Here is a 15,726-nt window from a genome sequence, read left to right on the forward strand (position 1 = left end):
GTCACCTCTCCTTCTGCAGTACGGACAGCGCGGCGATGAGTTCGGCCTGTGGTTCGGGGTGTACGTCGAGTGCGTCGAGCGGGGCGAGCCGGCGCTCGCGTTCGGTGTTCACGACCCGGTCGAGGTGCTCGGCGAGCAGCCGTCCGCCCCGGTCGCGCAGCCGCAGGGCCCCGTGGGCGCCGATCCGCTCGGCGAGCCCTTCCCCCGCCACCCGGGCCCGGCGTCCGCCGAGCAGTGCGGTGGCGACGAGGGCGGCGACCGTCTCCGGGTCGGGCGAGGCCCCGCGGTCGAGGTCGCGGATCTCCTCCTCGGCGTACTCCTCCAGCTCCCGCCGCCAGCGCCGTACGGCCATCCCGATCCGGTGCTCGGCGCTCTCCAGGGTCGGGTCGCGGTCCGTCAGTTCCGGCGCGGCGGCGGCCGGTTCGCGCCGCCAGGCCTCGTCGACGCGCTCGTCGGCGGCGGTGACCGCGCACAGCAGGAGGGCGCCCAGGCTCTCCACCAGGGCGTCCAGGAGCTCCGAGGCGGTGCAGTCGAGGGGGAAGGCCCGCCAGCGCTTGAGGGCGTCACCGGCGAGCACGGCACCGGCCTGCAGCCGCCCCCGCACGCGCGCGTACTCGCTGTCGTACGCCCCCTCGACGGCGGCGGTGAGCCGCAGCGCGGCCGCGTACTGGGCGGCGGCCGCGCCGGCCAGCTCGGGCATGCGGGACTTGAGGGAGTTCAGGACGCCGTGGGCCGTACGGGCGACGGCGTAGTGCCGGGCCGCGGGGTCCTGCACCTGATGGACGAGCCAGGTCCGCAGCGAGGCCACGGCGGTGGCCGGCAGCAGCCCGCCGCCCCAGGCCGACTCGGGCAGCTCCGGCACCGTGAACCGGGGTACCTCGCCGAGACCCGCCTTGGTGAGCAGGGCGCCGTACTGCCGCGAGACCTCGGAGACGACCTGGTGCGGCACCCGGTCGAGGACGGTCACCAGCGTGGCGTCGTACTCCTTGGCGGTGCGCAGGAGATGCCAGGGGACGGCGTCGGCGTAGCGGGCGGCCGTGGTGACCATGATCCAGATGTCGGCGGCGCAGATCAGCTCGGCGGCGAGGACGCGGTTGTCGGCGACCAGGGAGTCGATGTCGGGTGCGTCGAGGAGCGCGATGCCCGGCGGGAGGGTGTCGGCGGTCTCGACGCGCAGCACGCGCGCGGGGTTCTCGCCGGGCAGCAGGAGTTCGTCCCCCGGCTCGTGGTGGGGCACCCACACGCGGGTGAGGTCGGGCAGGACGCGCATCCCGCTGAACCAGTGGTGGTCCTCCGGATGGCAGACAAGCACCGGTGTCCGCGTGGTCGGCCGCAGCACGCCCGCCTCGCTCACCCGGCGTCCTACAAGGGAGTTGACGAGGGTCGACTTGCCGGCCCCGGTGGAACCGCCCACCACGGCCAGCAGTGGCGCTTCGGGGTCTCTCAACCGGGGCACCAGATAGTCGTCGAGCTGGGCGAGCAGTTCGTCGCGGTTGGCACGCGCGCGTGGGGCCCCCGCCAGGGGCAGCGGGAAGCGTGCGGCGGCGACACGGTCGCGCAGGGCGGAGAGTGCGTCGAGCAGCTGAGGCCGTACGTCCAAGGTCACCACATGTGAAGAATGCCCAATTTTAGGGGAATTCTGAAGCATATGACCATGTCTGCGCGCCGACCGGACACAAGGGATGGAAGGGACGACTGGGACGCAGGCACAGTCCAGGCATAACGAGTGCACAACACCCGGTGCGCGAGGCGCCAAAAGCGATGCACGATTCGTACCTGCCTGCGATTATCAGGACCGCTTCACTGAACCTCCACATCGAGCCACGGAGGCGAAGCAACAGGGACAAGGTCGTGGGAGCCCTATCCTTGTCCCCGGCAACGTCACGGAACGGCCCACACCCGGGCACCCAAGACAGAGGCCACCACACCCGGCCCCCGTAGCTCAGTGGATAGAGCAGGCGCCTTCTAAGCGCTTGGCCGCAGGTTCGAGTCCTGCCGGGGGCGCACACACCCTCTGACCAGCGGAAACGCTGGTCTCTTTTCTTGTCGGCCGGAAGCACATCGCTGTGAGGGCAAGCGCCTTGACTGCCCACGCCCATGGGCGCGACCATCAGTTCATGCCAACCGAGCGCTACGACCTCGGTCCGATGGCGGCTAGTTGGGTGCGCTCTCTTCGTGCCCGGAACGCCTCGGACAACACAGTCAGGATCTACTCGAACGCGGCGAATCAGTTCCGCAAGTTCTTGCTCGAGGACTACGAACCCGCCGACAAGGACGCACGACCGGCGCCCGAAGAGCTCGAGGACATTCACCGCGAGCACGTCGAGGCGTACGTCACGGCGACTATGCAGCGGACGAGCCCGAGCAACGCCCACAACCACTACCGCTCGCTCAAAACCATGTTCAACTGGCTAGTTGACGAAGAAGAGCTCGAGCGGCACCCCATGCGCACGATGAAGCCTCCGACCCTGCCCGAGGTCGAGGTGCCCGTCATCGGCGACGACGACCTCGCGAAGCTCTTCCGGACAGTCCGCGGCAAGGGGTACGCCGAACGGCGCGATGCGGCGCTGCTGTTGCTCTTCCTCGACACGGGCGTGCGCCTCGCGGAGTGCACCGACCGCAAGGTCGGCGACCTCGATCTCGACCTGAAGGTGCTTCGCGTCCTCGGGAAAAAGAGCAAATGGCGGTCGGTGCCGTTCGGCAACACGACGGCGCAGGCGCTCGACCGGTACCTGCGCGCGGCCGCGAAGCACAAGGGCAAGCCCCTCGAAGAGGACATGTGGCTTTGGTGGGGCGCCGACCGGCGACACATCTATCACCGCTTCACGGTGTGGGGCGTCGGCAAGATGCTCAAGAACCGGTGTGCCGAGGCAGGCATCGCGCCGCTTCACCCGCACCAGTTCCGGCACACCTTCGCGCACAAGTGGAAGCTCGCCGGCGGCAGCGACGACGACCTGATGCGCATCACAGGATGGAGCTCGCGCGAGATGATCAACCGGTACGGCGCGTCGGCCGGCAGTGAGCGGGCGAGGATCGCGCACGCCCGGCTCAGCCCGGTCGACGGGCTCAAGTAGCAGCGTTCGAACAAGACTGCGCCCCGGCGACCGGTGTCGGCGAACCCGGTCGTTCGGGGCGTTGCAGTGCGGCCTCGAGCTCAAGGCTCCGGGCGGGATATTTCGAGAGCTCCAATCAGCCGCGGCACTCGCACGCATAGCAGCGCGAGCGCTGCGGCTTCGTCCATTTGAGCGGGGTCATGTGCGAGCCGCACGTACGCCCCGAAGTCTCTGTACATCATCGGCGTACCGTCGTCGAGCTCGACCTCTTCGACGCGCACCTCTGCCACCTGACCCCCTAACCCGCCGGCGAACCTGGACACGCCAGACTCGCACAAGCGTTCGAAACGCGCGAGGTCAGATCACTGTACGTCCGAATATCCTGCATGCGCAGGGTTCACACAGGTAACTTTCTGTCACACGGGCCGGTCACCCGATCGGGTGACGGGGGTGTGACGAAATGACGGCGGAAAACGCTGTCTATGCCTCGGCCTGCGCTTCGGACTGCCACCGCTCGGCGACGGCGCGAGCCTTCGAGGTGTCGCTGCCGGCGTCGAGCGTCCGGATCAACGTCGCCGGGGCGCCCTGGGTGAGCTCTTCGGCGGTGTACCCGATCATCTGTAGGTGCGCAGCGGCGCCGACGACCGGGCGCGGCAGCCCGAGCCCGGCGGCGAGCGCCGAGACGAGCGTCGGAGTGATCCGGTACGAATCGCCGTTGATGATCTTCGCGATCAGGCTCTTACCGGGCGCGTAACCCGTTTCCGGGTCTTCCGCTTGCCCGGCGAACTCGCGCGTGCTCCAGCGCTTCCCTTCGCCGACCTGCGACTTAACGAGCTCGGTGAGTGCGTCGCGCTGCTCCAGCATGGTTCCACCTCTCCGTCTCGCCGTTCGATTCCACACCGCCCGTGCGATCGAGAGGTGAAAATAGCAGGTCATCGCGTACAACCATTTGCCCGGTGCGGACCATTGTCCACGATCGCGGGCAGCCACGGGGCACCGACGGCAACTCGTGCCGAAAATTGACGTAATCGGTCCCTGCCCACGTTCGTGGACACCGCTCAAGCGGTGTGCTTTAGTGGAGCTGCCCACGAACGTGGGCAGTTCACGGAGGACCGCTCATGCCCAATGCCCGCGTACATCTGCACGACGGCGAGACGCTGCGCAAGCTGATGGAACGGGCGCCGAGCGGGTCAATCACGATCGAAGAGCTCGGCAAGCGAGTCGGTCTGTCGAAGTCGAAAGTCGGCATGCTGCTGTCGGGTGAACGCCCCACAGTGAGCGCCGCAAAGGCCGACGACATATGCAGGGTGCTCGGCGTCCACAGGGGCGCTCTCTTTTTTAAGCCACTGCCCACGCCCGTGGGCGCGGACAGCACGGAGGGGACACGCGATGAACACGGACGAGCGCTCACTGCGAATGCGGATCGCGGCTCACAAGAGTTGGGCGGTCACGACGGACCGGCCCGGCCGTACCGCCGCCGCGCGTAAGGCGTCGCACTGGACTCGCTTCCTCGACATGGCACGCAAGGCCAACCCCGAGGCGACCGAGCAGCAGATCGAGCAGATCGCCGAGTCAATGCGTAAGGCGCATTTCACCGAGCTCGCCGCCCGGTCGGCGGCCGCCCGCCGGATCAAGGCGGAGATGCGGCGCTCGCAGCGCACGGCGGCGACGCGCGCCGAGCTCGAGCAGTACGACGCCGGCCGAGGCAGCACCGCCGCCTAATCCCCGACGCGAGTCGGGGCCGGCCCGGACCGGCATCCGGATCGACCCCTTACGGCTCGCACCCCACTAACCAGAGCAGAAAGTGAGGCGGTCGCCTTGAGCGCTCAGCCTACCGAACGCCCCCACGAGCTCACCGACTTCGACCGGTCGGCGGGCAACGAGCTCGCGGTGTGCGCGATGCTCGATTACCTCAACCTCCCCGCCGCGACCCTCACGCCGCGCCCCGACGTCGCGCACGTCACCGTGATCGACGCTCGCGACCTTGCCCGCTGGATGTACGCGCTCGGCGGCGAGCTCGTCCCGACCGGCGGCAGCCGCGAGGACGGCGTCACGCTGTGGACGCTGCGCACCGAGACGCCGGTACGCGGCGACGGCTCGAAGGTCCCGATCCGAGTGCACGCCGCAGTCGCCGAGGGCGTCGACGTCCTCGCCGAGCTGCGACCCGGGGGTGCCCGGTGACCACGAACCCGCACGTGCTGCCCGCGGCCGACCTGATCGACGCCGTGATGCGTCGGGCCGCGGCCGACCCCGCCGTCGACACCGCTGCCGTGCTCGACGACGCCGGGCTGCTCACCCGCCCGGACCCCTTCGCGACGCCCGGCCGACGCCGCCCCGGGCCGAGCCCGGCCGCCGTCGCGGCGCTCGTCGAGTGCCGCAAGGCAAAGGCGGCCGCCGACCTCGCCGAGCCCGAGGTCGCCGAGATGCCCGGCGAGCCGGCTGTGACCGCGGCGTACGGCGAGGTGCGCTTCGTCGTCCGACCGCAGTCGCTCGACGACTGGCGGCGCTGGACTCAAGCGCTCGGCGTGCACGACGCACAGGGGCGCGCGATCGGCGGCGCCCTGGTCGCCCGCTTCACGTACCGCGGCGTACGCGCCCGGCTCGTCGGCGAGGGCGTGCCCGCGCTGCTCGGCGAGGCGCTCAAGAGCTCGGCCCGGGGCCCGCGGTGACCGCGGCCGACTGGCTCGAGCTGCTCGACACCCTCGGCTGCGGCGCGGCCGCCGGGCTGCTGCTGATCCTCGCCGGCGCGCTCACACCCGCGCGCCCTCGCAACTCCCGTACTGGAAAGGACGACCCCTCATGATGCGGACGCTCGACGCCGCCCGCGCGGCCGCCGCCGCGCAGTTCGACGACGGGCTGCCGAAGTGGCGCACCGCGTACACCACGAACGGCAGCGACGCCCCGACCGGAATCGTTCCGGTCTGCCACGACCCCGACCACGAAGCGGACGACGGCAGCGTCTACTCGTGCTGTCCCGACCCCGCGATCGAGGTCGAGTCGCCCGAGCTCGCCGACTACTTGGTCGCGCTGCTCAACACGGACACCCCCGGGGGCGAGGCATGAGCGCCCCCGTACAGCGCAGCAGCCGGCGCGTTCCGCTGCTCGTCGGCGACAGCGTCGACGCGTTCCGCAGGAAGGTACGCGCCGAAGCGCTCGCCGAGGCGATCGCGGCCGCCGGGGACGTCATCGGTCCTCTGTGGCACGTCGACACGGTCGTCGAGGTCGAGGCCCGGCTGCGACGCCTCGCCGACGGCGCGGCCGAGGTCGCCGACCAGGGGCACGACGACGCCGCCGAGCTCGCCGCCGCGGTGCTCGTCCCGTTGCGGGACGGCGACCGCATCGTCGTCGAGCAGGACGCAACGGCGCGCATGGCCGCGCCCGACCCTGTCGTGCCGCGTGCGGTGTCCGAGGCGAGCATCGGTCGGGCCCAACTCCGGGCGCGCGTAGGGGCGTTCGTCGGCGGCGTGCGTTGGTACCGGATCGCCGCCGAGGCCGGAGCGATCGAGCTGTGACCGACCCGAAGCACGCGGTCGCCACCGAGCGGGGTCGCTACTACAGCGACCCCGCCGGCGGGCCCGACCTGATCAGCGTCACGAACATCACGGGCTCGTCGGTCCACAAGCCGGCGCTCGTCCCGTGGGGCGCCGGGCTCGTCGCCGACGCCGTTATCGCCGACCCGATCGCGGTCGCGCGCCGTGCCCGGACCGAGCCGACCGCGCTGCGGCGCGAGCTCGTCGCGCTGCCGAACGCCCGCCGCGAGTCGGCGGCCGACCTCGGTACGCGCGTTCACCGCCGGGCGCACGCGATCGTGATCGGTTCGCCGTCCGCGGCCGACCCCGAGGTCGAGCCGTACGCGCGGCAGCTCGCGCGGTTCTTCCGTCTCTGGCGGGTCGACTTCGACCGCGACGTCGAGGCGGTCGAGACGACCGTGATGCACCGCCGCTACGGCTACGCCGGAACAGGCGATCTGTGGATTTGGCTTCCGACCGGGCCCGGCGGCCGCCGTGAGCTGTGGCTGATCGACTACAAGACGTCGGCGAAGAAGCCGGTCACGACGGTCTACGCCGAGCAGCCCTATCAACTCGCCGCGTACCGGTGGGCGCCCGTCGCGCTGCTGCCGGACGACACCGAAGTGCCGGCGCCGCGGCCGCGGCGTACGGCCGTGCTCAACCTGCGGCCGCGCGGGTTCCGGCTGATCGAGCTTCCGAGCGACCGCGCGGTGTTCCGGGCGTTCCTCGGCGCCCTCGCCAACGCCCGCTATCTGCACAACGCGCCGAGCGCGTACCCGACGATCCTGCCGCCCTGGGCGCCGGGATCAACGTCCCGAAAGGCAGCGTGACATGGGATCGCGCATCCTCACCGCGAAGAAGCAGGCCGCCGAGCTCGGTCGCATCAGGACCGGCTACAGCCGGCCCAACCCGAAGAACCCGAAGGGGCGGCCGATCCCGGTCCGTTCCCGCACGTTCCTGCTGTCGTCGCACTCCGAGCAGTACATCGCGAAGGCGGCCGAGCTGTACGGCGGCGAGGTCGAGCAGTGGACCCCGCAGGGCTCGAAGGTCGCGCAGTACCGCGTGATCACCGAGGCGCGTGAGCTGCACGCGATCATGCCGGCCGGCGACCCGCTGTCGGTGTCATACGAGCTGTGGTCGGGCGGGGGTTGCGCACGCCGCTGTGACGGCGTGACGGAGAAGATCAGCCGGCGCCCGTGCTTGTGCCTCACGGAGTACGGCGAGGAATGGCACTTGCAGAACGACGTCGAGCCGGGCTCGGTGTGCAAGACGACCTCGCGCATCGGCGTCATGTTGCCGGACATGCCCGACCTCGGCGTCTGGCGGCTCGAGACGCACAGTCACTACGCGGCCGACGTCATGGCGGGCGGCGTCGACACGGTGCTACAGGCGACCGAGGGCAAGAGCATGATGCCCGTCCGGCTGTGGATCGAGCAGCGGGAAGTGATGCGCCCGACCGGGCCGAAGCACTTCCCCGTCGTGATGCTCGTCCCCACGATCCCGGCGCTTCGTCACGCCCTGTCGGGCCCGCTGTCGACGGCGGCCGCGTTGAACCCGGCCGTGCTCGTCGACCGGCCGGCGCTCGAGGCGGGCCCGGCCGAGCGACCCGACTACCTCGCCGAGGCGCGCGAGTGCACGACCGCGGCCGCCGTGATTCAGGTCTGGCACCGGGCGCGCGCGGCCGGTCACGGCTCCGACGAGCTGCTCGCCGATCTCAAACAGATCGCCGAGGACGTCGAGGCGGGCGTCGACCCGCGGACGGGCGTCGTCGACGACGACCACGACGCCGGCGAGGCGGGCCCGGACGACGAAGGGGTGTACGACGTCGAGGTCGTCGGCGAGGGCGACACGGAACCCCCGACCGCGTACCCCGCCGCCGCGTGGCCCGAGGCAGCGCAGCCGGGAGGGGGTGCCCGGTGATGTGGCACACGGGCCGGCTCGCCGCCTTCGACCTCGAGACGACCGGGACCGACGTCGAGCACGACCGGATCGTGACCGCGGCTGTCGTCGGGTGCGGCGGGTTCGGCTCGTATATCCCGTGCACGTGGCTCGCCGACCCGGGCGTCGAGATCCCGGCCGAGGCGACCGCCGTGCACAAGATCACGACCGAGCGCGCACGGGCCGAGGGCGAGCCGGCTGCCGACGTCGCCGACCAGATTGCCGAGCAGCTCGCGCAGTGGCTCGGCGACGGGATGGCTCTCGTCGGGCACAACGTGCCCTTCGACCTCACGCTGCTCGACCGCGAGCTGCGTCGTCACGAGTGCGAGCCGCTGCTCGACAGGCTCGGCGAGCGGCCGCTGCACGTGCTCGACACGCGAGTGCTCGACACGCACGTGCTGCCGTACCGCCGGCGCCCCTCGGCCGACCAGGGCGCGCGGCAGCTCATCACCCTCGCGCAGGTCTACGGGCTCGGGTGGGACGCGAAGGCGGCGCACGGCTGCGAGTACGACGCGCTCATGTCGGCCCGGATCGCACAGCAGATCGGGACGCTCGCCCACATGTCGCGCCGCTACTGGCCCGAGTCGATCCGGACCGCGCGGCGGCCGCGGTTTCACGAGCTGCGGGGTCTGTCCCGGGCCGAGCTGCACGAGCTGCAAGTGCGCCTCGCCGCCGAGCAAGCCGAGGGACTGCAAGCCCACTTCCGCAAGAACGACCCGGCCGCCGTCGTCGACGGCTCTTGGCCGCTTCGCCCATGGGTCGAGGACACAGAGAACAAGGGAGTACCCGCGTGACCGACGCATACCGCTTCGTCGACATGGACGAGCAAGCGCTCGTCGTGCTGATCGACCGCGACGGCGGGCTCGAGGTGCAGACAGGCAAGATCTGCACCGTACGCGCCGCCGAGGTGCTCGAGCGGCTCGCCGCTCGGCTGCGGGCGTCGCACCCGCCCTTCCCGTGCTTTCCGTCGGCGGCGCCGAACCCGACGTCGGAGCGCCCCGACGAGCTGCTGCTCGCCGAGGGCGGCCGGCTCGACCGGTCTGCGAAGGTGTGGACGGACGGGCGCGGGCACGTGTGGGACCTGTCCCTTACCTGGGGTGACCAGTACGGCGCCGAGTGGCGTTGGCACGGCAGCCTCGACAGCAACGGGGCGCCGCTGCTGCGCGCGAACAACGGCGTCACCGTGCAGGCGCTCGACGTCGTGCGCACGCTGTACGGGCCGCTCGCACCGGTCAGTGGCGGTGTGTCGTGATCCACTACCGCGACGACACTGTGACGCTGCTGCTCGGCGACTCCCTCGAGGTGCTGCGTACGCTGCCCGACGAGTCGGTCGACTGCGTCGTGACGTCGCCCCCGTACTACGGACTGCGCGACTACGGCACCGAAGGGCAGTACGGCCTCGAACCGACGCCGGCCGACTACGTCGAGACGATGCGCCGGCTCTTCGCCGAGGCCCGTCGTGTGCTGGCATCTGACGGGACGTTGTGGCTCAACCTCGGCGACTCGTACGCGGCCGAGCCGCCCGGCAACTCTGAGCATGGGATGCGGTCGAGCACCCTGCAAGGGAAGAACGCGGCCTCTCCCCTGCGCGAGTCTGTGCGTACCGCGGGCGTTGACCGTTCGAAGTTCCTGCCCCGTAAGAATCTGCTCGGGATTCCGTGGCGGGTTGCGTTCGCGCTGCAAGACGACGGTTGGATACTCCGCAACGAGCTCATTTGGCACAAGCCCAACGCGATGCCCGAGTCGGTACGCGATCGGCTGAGTAACCGTCATGAACACGTGTTCATGTTCGCGAAGTCGTCCCGGTACTGGTTCGATCTCGACGCGATCCGTGAGCCGCATGTATCCGAGCGGGCGAAGCGGTTCGCAGGTACGAAGCCAGGGGGCGCGAGCCGTACCGGCAAGGCGCAGGGGATCGGCGTCGGCTCTCGCACCGGTGGACCGCTCACGGGCGATCACTCGGGCTCGTCACATCCGAAGGGACGCAACCCGGGCGACGTCTGGTCGATCAACACGGCGAAGTATCCCGCGGCGCACTTCGCGACCTTCCCGCTCGCGCTTCCGACCCGCTGTATCAAGGCCGGCTGCAAGCCGGGCGGCACTGTCCTCGACACGTTCAGCGGTTCCGGAACGACCGGCGCCGCGGCGCGACAGCTCGACCGCAAGTACATCGGCATCGACAACAAGGCCGCCTATCACGAGCTCGCGAAACAGCGTTTCGCGCAGGGTGCTTTCTTCTTCGACGAGAGCGAGGCGTCGTGAGTATCCCGGGGCTGATCGCCCCCGGCCGGCTGCTGCTCGACGAGCCGGCGCCGCTCGAGGGCATGCTGCGCGTGATCGGGTTCGATCTGTCGATCGTGTCGACGGGCTACGGGCTGCCGAATGGGTCGACGGGCCGGATCAAGACGCGGCAGCGCGACGGCGACCGCCGGCTGCTCGTGATCGAGGAAACGGTCGCGGGGCTCGTCGCCGAGCACCGGCCCGACGTCGCGGTGCTCGAGGACATGCCGACCCGGATGCGGCCGAACGCGGTCAAGGCACTCGGCAAGGTGCACGGCGTCGTGAACGCGGCGCTGCTGCGCGCCGATGTGCCGTACGTCTACCTGTCGCCGGCGACGCTGAAGAGCTACGCGGCCGACAACGGCAACGCATCCAAAGAGGACATGGCGGCCGCGGCGTTCCTCGCGGCCGGCGTCGAGTTCCCCGACGACCCGAAGGGCGACCGCTGTGACGGCTGGTGGCTGCGTGCTGCCGGACACGACGCCTACGGGGTGCCACTCTTTGAGCTGCCGAAAGCACAGCGCGAGCGGCTCGCCGTAGTGCCATGGCCCAACCTGCTGCCGCAGCGTTGGGTGTTGGGAGCCGACCAGTGAGGCGCCGCAGCGCCGCGCCGGGCGCTCCCACTATCCCCGGTACCGCGGTCACGCCGCCGCGCCGGCCGCTCGAGGACGTCGCCGGCGCCCGGCCGGTGCCGGCTGTCGAGGGGCAGCTCGATCTCGTCGACTTCTGGCAAGGCTGCGGTCTGCTCGACGACGATCAGCGCGAGGCGCTCGAGGTCGAGCAGCCATGAACGGCGCCGGTCCCACGATCGGACTCCCGCACCCGGGCTACGGGTTGCGGGTCCGACTCGACCACGCGAAGGCGAAAGACCTCGCGGCCGCCGACTTCGCGTGTTCGTGCGGCCGGCCGCCCGAGGATGCCTTCGGTTACGAAGCGGTCGAGGCGCTCGTGATCCGGGCCGAGAGGCACATGCGCGACGAGTGCCCAAACGAACACGTACGAGCGGCTGCCGCCCTGCGCAGTGAGCGCCGCAAGCAAGACGCACGGAAGCGAAGGAAGTAGGGCCCATGCCTCACGAGATCGAGCCGGGCAAGCTGCCCGAGGTCAAGGTCGACAGCAATGCGACATGGCTGCAAGCCGCTCTCACGGCCGAGCAGCGCCGCGGACTGTGGCAGCACCCGGGCACGTCGGTGTTCGCGGTCGTGCGGCTCACGGCGAAGTCGTTCGTCGGGCATGCCGAAGGCGAGGACAAAGACCCGGTCGTGAAGGTGCGCATCACGAGCGCCGAGGCGGCCGAGACGAACGAAGAGGCGAAGTGCGTCGCCGAGGTGATGCGCGCCATGATGCGCCGGCGCAGCATGAACGGGACCTTCGACGAGCTCGGGCAGCCCGACGTCGAGGCAGCCGTGCAGGAAGTGCTCGCGCTGCTGCCGACCGATGCGGACTACGAAGCGCACCTCGAGCGGCGCCGAGCCTCGCGCGGCGGCCAGTGATGCGGCCGGCTCGGGCGCAGCGTGCGCCCCCAACTCCCTTTATCCACACCTGTGGATCACTGCTTGACCGCCCCGGCGGCGCCTACGCGGACACCCGCGGGCCGCGGGACCCGCACCACACCTTCCCGCCGGATTGCTCACCACTGAGAGGCTTCGATGCCCTGGTTCAACGTCGACGACAAAGCTCACTCGCACCCCAAGATGATCAAGGCGGGGAATGCTGCGGTCGGGCTGTGGCTGCGCTGCGGCTCGTACGTCGCGCAGCACTTGACCGACGGCGTCGTGCCCGGACTGGTCGCGGACATGTACGGCACGACCCCGCAGATCTCGAAGCTCGTCAAGGTCGGGTTGTGGCACCCGCACGGGCACATCTGCCCGAGCTGCCCGCAGCCGGCCGAGGGCGACTACTACATGCACGACTACGCGGCGAACGGTAACCCGCTGCGCGCCGAGGTCGAGCAGCGCCGGCAGCGCGCCGCGGCGAAGAAGCGCCGGCAGCGCGGGGGCGGCAGCGACGGGCCCGGCGGTCCGTCGCGGAATCGCTCGCTCTTCGACAACGATCCGGACGCGATCGACGACGGATTCGACGACGATTCGCCCGCGAAAGACACCCCCGATTCTGGCGACGCCGCAGGTCACGGGGGTACGTCCCCCGGGGACAGTTCGGGGACCTCGCGCGCGCGTGCTCCACTCCCCTCCACTCCACTCCCTAAGAGGGGGGTTGAGGAGAGAGAGGAAGCTGCGGGTAGTGCGCGCGCGAGCGAGCCGGCTCTCTCTGCGATCACCGCCGATTGGCGGCCGAGCGAGGACGACGTCGCGGCCGCGCAGCTCGCTCGAGTCGACGCCGGCCGGCAGCAGTTGACCGACGAGCAGCTCGCCGAGGTGACGCGCAAGTTCGTGCGCCGCATGGTGGCCGACGGTCGTACGGCTGCCGCGTGGGGGGCCCGGTGGCAGGAGTGGGCCGAGCGCGAGCGCCCCGAGCAGCACGACAACGTCGTGCCCTTCGCGGGTCCCGGTGCCCGTGCCCACGGGCGCGGGCCGACGAAGGGCGAGCAGCAGCGCGCGAGCCTCGAGGCACTGCGCCGGCGCGTCGAAGGGGGCGGCGCATGACCCCCGCCGAGACGCTCGAGCTCTTCGAGCTGATCAGCCGGATCGACGACCGCGTGCTGCGCACGACCGAGGACGAGCAAGCGGCGCAGCTCATGCTCTGGTCGACCGCGCTGCGGTACGTGCCCTTCGACTTCGCCGGCCGGGCGATCGGCGAGCACTACGCCGAGAGCGCCTTTCCCGTCATGCCGAAGGACATTGCCACCCGGTGGCGCAAGGTCGGCCGCGAGCGGCTCGAGCGGCTGCCGGACACCTTCGAGCCCTGCGCTTACCCGCAACTCGACCCGGACGACGAAGCGGGTTACCGGGCAGCGCTGCGCGCACGCCGCGAGGCGGTGCTCGCCGGGACCGTGCGCCCGGGCGGTCTGCCCGAGCTGCGCGCGGCGTCGGTGCGCGTCTCGCCCGGCCGCCCTAACGACGAGTACCTGCGTGCCCGCGAAGAGCTGCGCCGCCGGCGCCTCGAGCGGACAGGAAGCGAGGTCAAGCGATGAACGCCGCCGAACGAGAGCGCCGACAGATCTGCGACGCCGTCGCCGCGGTGATCGCGGGCGCGATCGAGGACATGCTCGCCGAGCACCCCGACGCGTCGCCCGAAGCGCAGGCCCGAAAAGCCGTGCGCGTGCTGCGGGCCCTGGGTTGGCACATCACGGCCGCGCCGCTGTGCGCCCTCCAGAGGGACGAACGCACCCCCGACAGCACCACAACCCCGGCCGACCACTCTGCGACCGCCCTGCGGTCCGCGTAGCCGCGTGACGAAGGGAAAGATCACATGACCGCCGAGAACGAGCAGATCACCGAGGGACCGCAGTACATCGGGGCCCGGATCGTGCGCCCCGACGAGCAACTCGCCCCGCCCCGGCTCTTCGTGCTGCGCCGGCACGTCGACGTGTCGGGCGTGAGCGGTACCGGCAACGTCGCCGACGGCGTCGAGTGGCCCGACGGGACGGCGTCGGTCCGGTGGCGCGGCGAACACCCCTCGCTCGTGTTCTGGGACCGCGGCCGCACGTCCGTTGAGCTCATCCATGGCCACGGTGGGGCGACCGACGTCGAGTACCTCGACCAGGAGGTGACCGGCGAGGCGCCGACGACGGACGCGCCCGACGCCCTGCGCCGCGTGATCGACATAGCTCTCGGCAAGCCGGTGCGCTGCCCGCAGTGCGGCCGGCCCGGCGCGTGCCGCTGCATCGCTAACCGGCACGACGCCCGGGTCGAGGTCGTGCTCGCCGCGGTGCTCGGCTACCTCGCCCGCGCGAACGGGCCGACGCCGTGAGCACCTTCGCGTACGACCCGACCGACCTCGACGAAGAGCAGCTCGAAGAGCTCGACGGGCTCAGCGACGAGCAGCTCGCCGCGTACTTCGAGGACCCGATCGAGCCCGACCCGCTCGCCGGCTACTCCCACGCCGTCAGTCCCCAGCTCGGCCGCGCGCGCCCGTTCCCCAACGCCCGCGATCGCGGGATTACCGATCTCCCCGGTTTCTGACCGACCGCCCCACGCACCACAGCGAGGAACCATGACCGAGAGCACCACAACCGCCCCGAGCTGCGGCTCGGCATGCGCCGAACAGCACACCTACGCCGACCGTTGTGTGCTCGCACCGCTGTACCCCTCCGTGCACACCGACGAGCGGCTGCTCGCCGCCCTCGAGGACGTCCGCAAGTGGCGACACCGGCAGCCGAACCGAGGTGCGCGCCACTTCGCCGAGCTCGACGCGATCCTCGACGCCGCGGCGCTCGGCCGCATCCGGCGCGAGGTCGGCGAGGACGTCCCGGCGTCGCTGCCCGAGGCGGTCGCCGCGCATCACCGCATCATGGCCGCGCGGCGCCGCGCCCTCGACGACCTCGGCCGCGTGTGGGACGCAGCCGAGGCGGCAGCAATCCGGCAGATCGCTCGGTTCATGCCGATCGGGCAGGCGAGCCGATGACGACCGCGGCCGAGGCAGCGATCGAGCTGCACGTGCAGCGGCTCGTCGACGCGCACGGGCTCGACGAGTCGACCGCGCGCGACGCCGTCGACGTCTACCGGCGCGGCGAGCGGGGCGAACATCACGAGCTCGTGCATCGCGCCGCCTTCGAGGTGCTCGCTGCGTTGCAGGGGCAGACGGTCGCGGCGCTGCTCGCCGCGGTCCGGTCCGTGGCCGAGCGGTGCTTCGCCGCGTTGCGGCCGATCCTCGAGACGTCGACCGTCGGGCAGCCCGAGGACTTCGGATTGGTCCCGGTCGTCGAGGTCGAGCAGCCGGCCGCCCCGCGGTCCCGGCCGGCTCGGTGCCGGCCGGCGTGGCAGTCGCCCTATGGTCCGCCGGTCCGGCGCTCGAGGGGGCGGTGACCGTGCCGGCATTCCCGAAGG

At 71.0% G+C, this 15,726-nt stretch carries 25 protein-coding genes and 1 tRNA gene; 24 read left to right on the forward strand and 2 right to left on the reverse strand.

From position 1 onward, the window contains the following. Position 1: 1 nt before the first annotated feature. Positions 2–1,609, reverse strand: a complete 1,608-nt coding sequence (locus ACGFWE_RS13685; RefSeq protein ID WP_352384094.1) for a dynamin family protein — start codon at positions 1,607–1,609, stop codon at positions 2–4. A 322-nt stretch (positions 1,610–1,931) separates the two neighbouring features. Here ACGFWE_RS13685 and ACGFWE_RS13690 point away from each other — a divergent pair. Both ACGFWE_RS13690 and ACGFWE_RS13695 read left to right on the forward strand, forming a co-directional pair. Further along, a tRNA-Arg gene (locus tag ACGFWE_RS13690) sits at positions 1,932–2,004 on the forward strand. A 113-nt stretch (positions 2,005–2,117) separates the two neighbouring features. Next, on the forward strand, positions 2,118–3,074 hold the full coding sequence (locus ACGFWE_RS13695) for a tyrosine-type recombinase/integrase (protein ID WP_393599949.1): 957 nt from the start codon (positions 2,118–2,120) through the stop codon (positions 3,072–3,074). A gap of 459 nt (positions 3,075–3,533) precedes the next feature. Here the strand turns inward: ACGFWE_RS13695 and ACGFWE_RS13700 are convergent, their stop codons facing one another. Continuing rightward, positions 3,534–3,917 carry a hypothetical protein gene (locus tag ACGFWE_RS13700; protein WP_393599950.1) on the reverse strand — a complete coding sequence of 128 codons (384 nt, stop codon included), beginning with the start codon at positions 3,915–3,917 and terminating at the stop codon, positions 3,534–3,536. A gap of 254 nt (positions 3,918–4,171) precedes the next feature. Here ACGFWE_RS13700 and ACGFWE_RS13705 point away from each other — a divergent pair, with 254 nt between their 5' ends. The 22 genes from ACGFWE_RS13705 to ACGFWE_RS13810 all read left to right on the forward strand — a co-directional run bounded on the left by ACGFWE_RS13705 (position 4,172) and on the right by ACGFWE_RS13810 (position 15,705). Further along, positions 4,172–4,540 (forward strand): helix-turn-helix domain-containing protein, encoded by a 369-nt coding sequence (locus ACGFWE_RS13705; RefSeq protein WP_393599951.1) that lies wholly within the window; start codon positions 4,172–4,174, stop codon positions 4,538–4,540. Next, positions 4,443–4,775 carry a hypothetical protein gene (locus ACGFWE_RS13710; protein WP_393600219.1) on the forward strand — a complete coding sequence of 111 codons (333 nt, stop codon included), beginning with the start codon at positions 4,443–4,445 and terminating at the stop codon, positions 4,773–4,775. Before ACGFWE_RS13705 ends, ACGFWE_RS13710 begins: the two co-directional genes overlap by 98 nt. A 96-nt stretch (positions 4,776–4,871) precedes the next feature. After that, complete coding sequence (locus tag ACGFWE_RS13715) at positions 4,872–5,234, forward strand: hypothetical protein (protein ID WP_393599952.1); 363 nt, start codon at positions 4,872–4,874, stop codon at positions 5,232–5,234. Beyond that, positions 5,231–5,722, forward strand: a complete 492-nt coding sequence (locus ACGFWE_RS13720) for a hypothetical protein (RefSeq protein WP_393599953.1) — start codon at positions 5,231–5,233, stop codon at positions 5,720–5,722. Before ACGFWE_RS13715 ends, ACGFWE_RS13720 begins: the two co-directional genes overlap by 4 nt. Then, positions 5,719–5,856 carry a hypothetical protein gene (locus ACGFWE_RS13725; RefSeq protein WP_393599954.1) on the forward strand — a complete coding sequence of 46 codons (138 nt, stop codon included), beginning with the start codon at positions 5,719–5,721 and terminating at the stop codon, positions 5,854–5,856. The genes ACGFWE_RS13720 and ACGFWE_RS13725 overlap by 4 nt, the downstream gene beginning before the upstream one ends. Further along, positions 5,853–6,116, forward strand: coding sequence for a hypothetical protein (locus tag ACGFWE_RS13730; protein ID WP_393599955.1), 264 nt, complete (start codon positions 5,853–5,855; stop codon positions 6,114–6,116). The genes ACGFWE_RS13725 and ACGFWE_RS13730 overlap by 4 nt, the downstream gene beginning before the upstream one ends. Continuing rightward, entirely contained in the window at positions 6,113–6,565 is a 453-nt protein-coding gene (locus ACGFWE_RS13735) for a hypothetical protein (RefSeq protein WP_393599956.1), read from the forward strand. The genes ACGFWE_RS13730 and ACGFWE_RS13735 overlap by 4 nt, the downstream gene beginning before the upstream one ends. Continuing rightward, positions 6,562–7,392, forward strand: a complete 831-nt coding sequence (locus tag ACGFWE_RS13740; RefSeq protein ID WP_393599957.1) for a hypothetical protein — start codon at positions 6,562–6,564, stop codon at positions 7,390–7,392. The genes ACGFWE_RS13735 and ACGFWE_RS13740 overlap by 4 nt, the downstream gene beginning before the upstream one ends. 1 nt (position 7,393) lies before the next feature. Further along, positions 7,394–8,482 (forward strand): hypothetical protein, encoded by a 1,089-nt coding sequence (locus ACGFWE_RS13745; RefSeq protein WP_393599958.1) that lies wholly within the window; start codon positions 7,394–7,396, stop codon positions 8,480–8,482. Further along, a complete protein-coding gene (locus tag ACGFWE_RS13750; RefSeq protein ID WP_393600211.1) occupies positions 8,482–9,294 on the forward strand; it encodes an exonuclease domain-containing protein in 813 nt (270 codons plus the stop codon). The genes ACGFWE_RS13745 and ACGFWE_RS13750 overlap by 1 nt, the downstream gene beginning before the upstream one ends. Beyond that, positions 9,291–9,752 carry a phiSA1p31-related protein gene (locus tag ACGFWE_RS13755; RefSeq protein ID WP_393599959.1) on the forward strand — a complete coding sequence of 154 codons (462 nt, stop codon included), beginning with the start codon at positions 9,291–9,293 and terminating at the stop codon, positions 9,750–9,752. The genes ACGFWE_RS13750 and ACGFWE_RS13755 overlap by 4 nt, the downstream gene beginning before the upstream one ends. Further along, positions 9,749–10,762, forward strand: a complete 1,014-nt coding sequence (locus ACGFWE_RS13760) for a DNA-methyltransferase (protein WP_393599960.1) — start codon at positions 9,749–9,751, stop codon at positions 10,760–10,762. Before ACGFWE_RS13755 ends, ACGFWE_RS13760 begins: the two co-directional genes overlap by 4 nt. After that, positions 10,759–11,373 (forward strand): crossover junction endodeoxyribonuclease RuvC, encoded by a 615-nt coding sequence (locus ACGFWE_RS13765; protein ID WP_393599961.1) that lies wholly within the window; start codon positions 10,759–10,761, stop codon positions 11,371–11,373. Before ACGFWE_RS13760 ends, ACGFWE_RS13765 begins: the two co-directional genes overlap by 4 nt. Further along, positions 11,370–11,570 carry a hypothetical protein gene (locus ACGFWE_RS13770; protein ID WP_393599962.1) on the forward strand — a complete coding sequence of 67 codons (201 nt, stop codon included), beginning with the start codon at positions 11,370–11,372 and terminating at the stop codon, positions 11,568–11,570. The genes ACGFWE_RS13765 and ACGFWE_RS13770 overlap by 4 nt, the downstream gene beginning before the upstream one ends. A gap of 277 nt (positions 11,571–11,847) precedes the next feature. Then, on the forward strand, positions 11,848–12,273 hold the full coding sequence (locus ACGFWE_RS13775; RefSeq protein ID WP_393599963.1) for a hypothetical protein: 426 nt from the start codon (positions 11,848–11,850) through the stop codon (positions 12,271–12,273). Between the two features lie 156 nt (positions 12,274–12,429). After that, complete coding sequence (locus tag ACGFWE_RS13780; RefSeq protein ID WP_393599964.1) at positions 12,430–13,383, forward strand: hypothetical protein; 954 nt, start codon at positions 12,430–12,432, stop codon at positions 13,381–13,383. After that, a complete protein-coding gene (locus ACGFWE_RS13785; RefSeq protein WP_393599965.1) occupies positions 13,380–13,871 on the forward strand; it encodes a hypothetical protein in 492 nt (163 codons plus the stop codon). Before ACGFWE_RS13780 ends, ACGFWE_RS13785 begins: the two co-directional genes overlap by 4 nt. Continuing rightward, positions 13,868–14,125 carry a hypothetical protein gene (locus tag ACGFWE_RS13790; protein ID WP_393599966.1) on the forward strand — a complete coding sequence of 86 codons (258 nt, stop codon included), beginning with the start codon at positions 13,868–13,870 and terminating at the stop codon, positions 14,123–14,125. Before ACGFWE_RS13785 ends, ACGFWE_RS13790 begins: the two co-directional genes overlap by 4 nt. A 24-nt stretch (positions 14,126–14,149) precedes the next feature. Continuing rightward, entirely contained in the window at positions 14,150–14,650 is a 501-nt protein-coding gene (locus ACGFWE_RS13795; RefSeq protein WP_393599967.1) for a hypothetical protein, read from the forward strand. Continuing rightward, on the forward strand, positions 14,647–14,862 hold the full coding sequence (locus tag ACGFWE_RS13800) for a hypothetical protein (protein ID WP_393599968.1): 216 nt from the start codon (positions 14,647–14,649) through the stop codon (positions 14,860–14,862). The genes ACGFWE_RS13795 and ACGFWE_RS13800 overlap by 4 nt, the downstream gene beginning before the upstream one ends. Before the next feature lie 31 nt (positions 14,863–14,893). Continuing rightward, positions 14,894–15,304, forward strand: coding sequence for a hypothetical protein (locus ACGFWE_RS13805; RefSeq protein WP_393599969.1), 411 nt, complete (start codon positions 14,894–14,896; stop codon positions 15,302–15,304). Next, positions 15,301–15,705 carry a hypothetical protein gene (locus ACGFWE_RS13810; RefSeq protein ID WP_393599970.1) on the forward strand — a complete coding sequence of 135 codons (405 nt, stop codon included), beginning with the start codon at positions 15,301–15,303 and terminating at the stop codon, positions 15,703–15,705. The genes ACGFWE_RS13805 and ACGFWE_RS13810 overlap by 4 nt, the downstream gene beginning before the upstream one ends. Positions 15,706–15,726: the final 21 nt, after the last annotated feature.

The organism is Streptomyces sp. NPDC048523, from assembly GCF_043199815.1.
Taxonomy (GTDB): domain Bacteria; phylum Actinomycetota; class Actinomycetes; order Streptomycetales; family Streptomycetaceae; genus Streptomyces.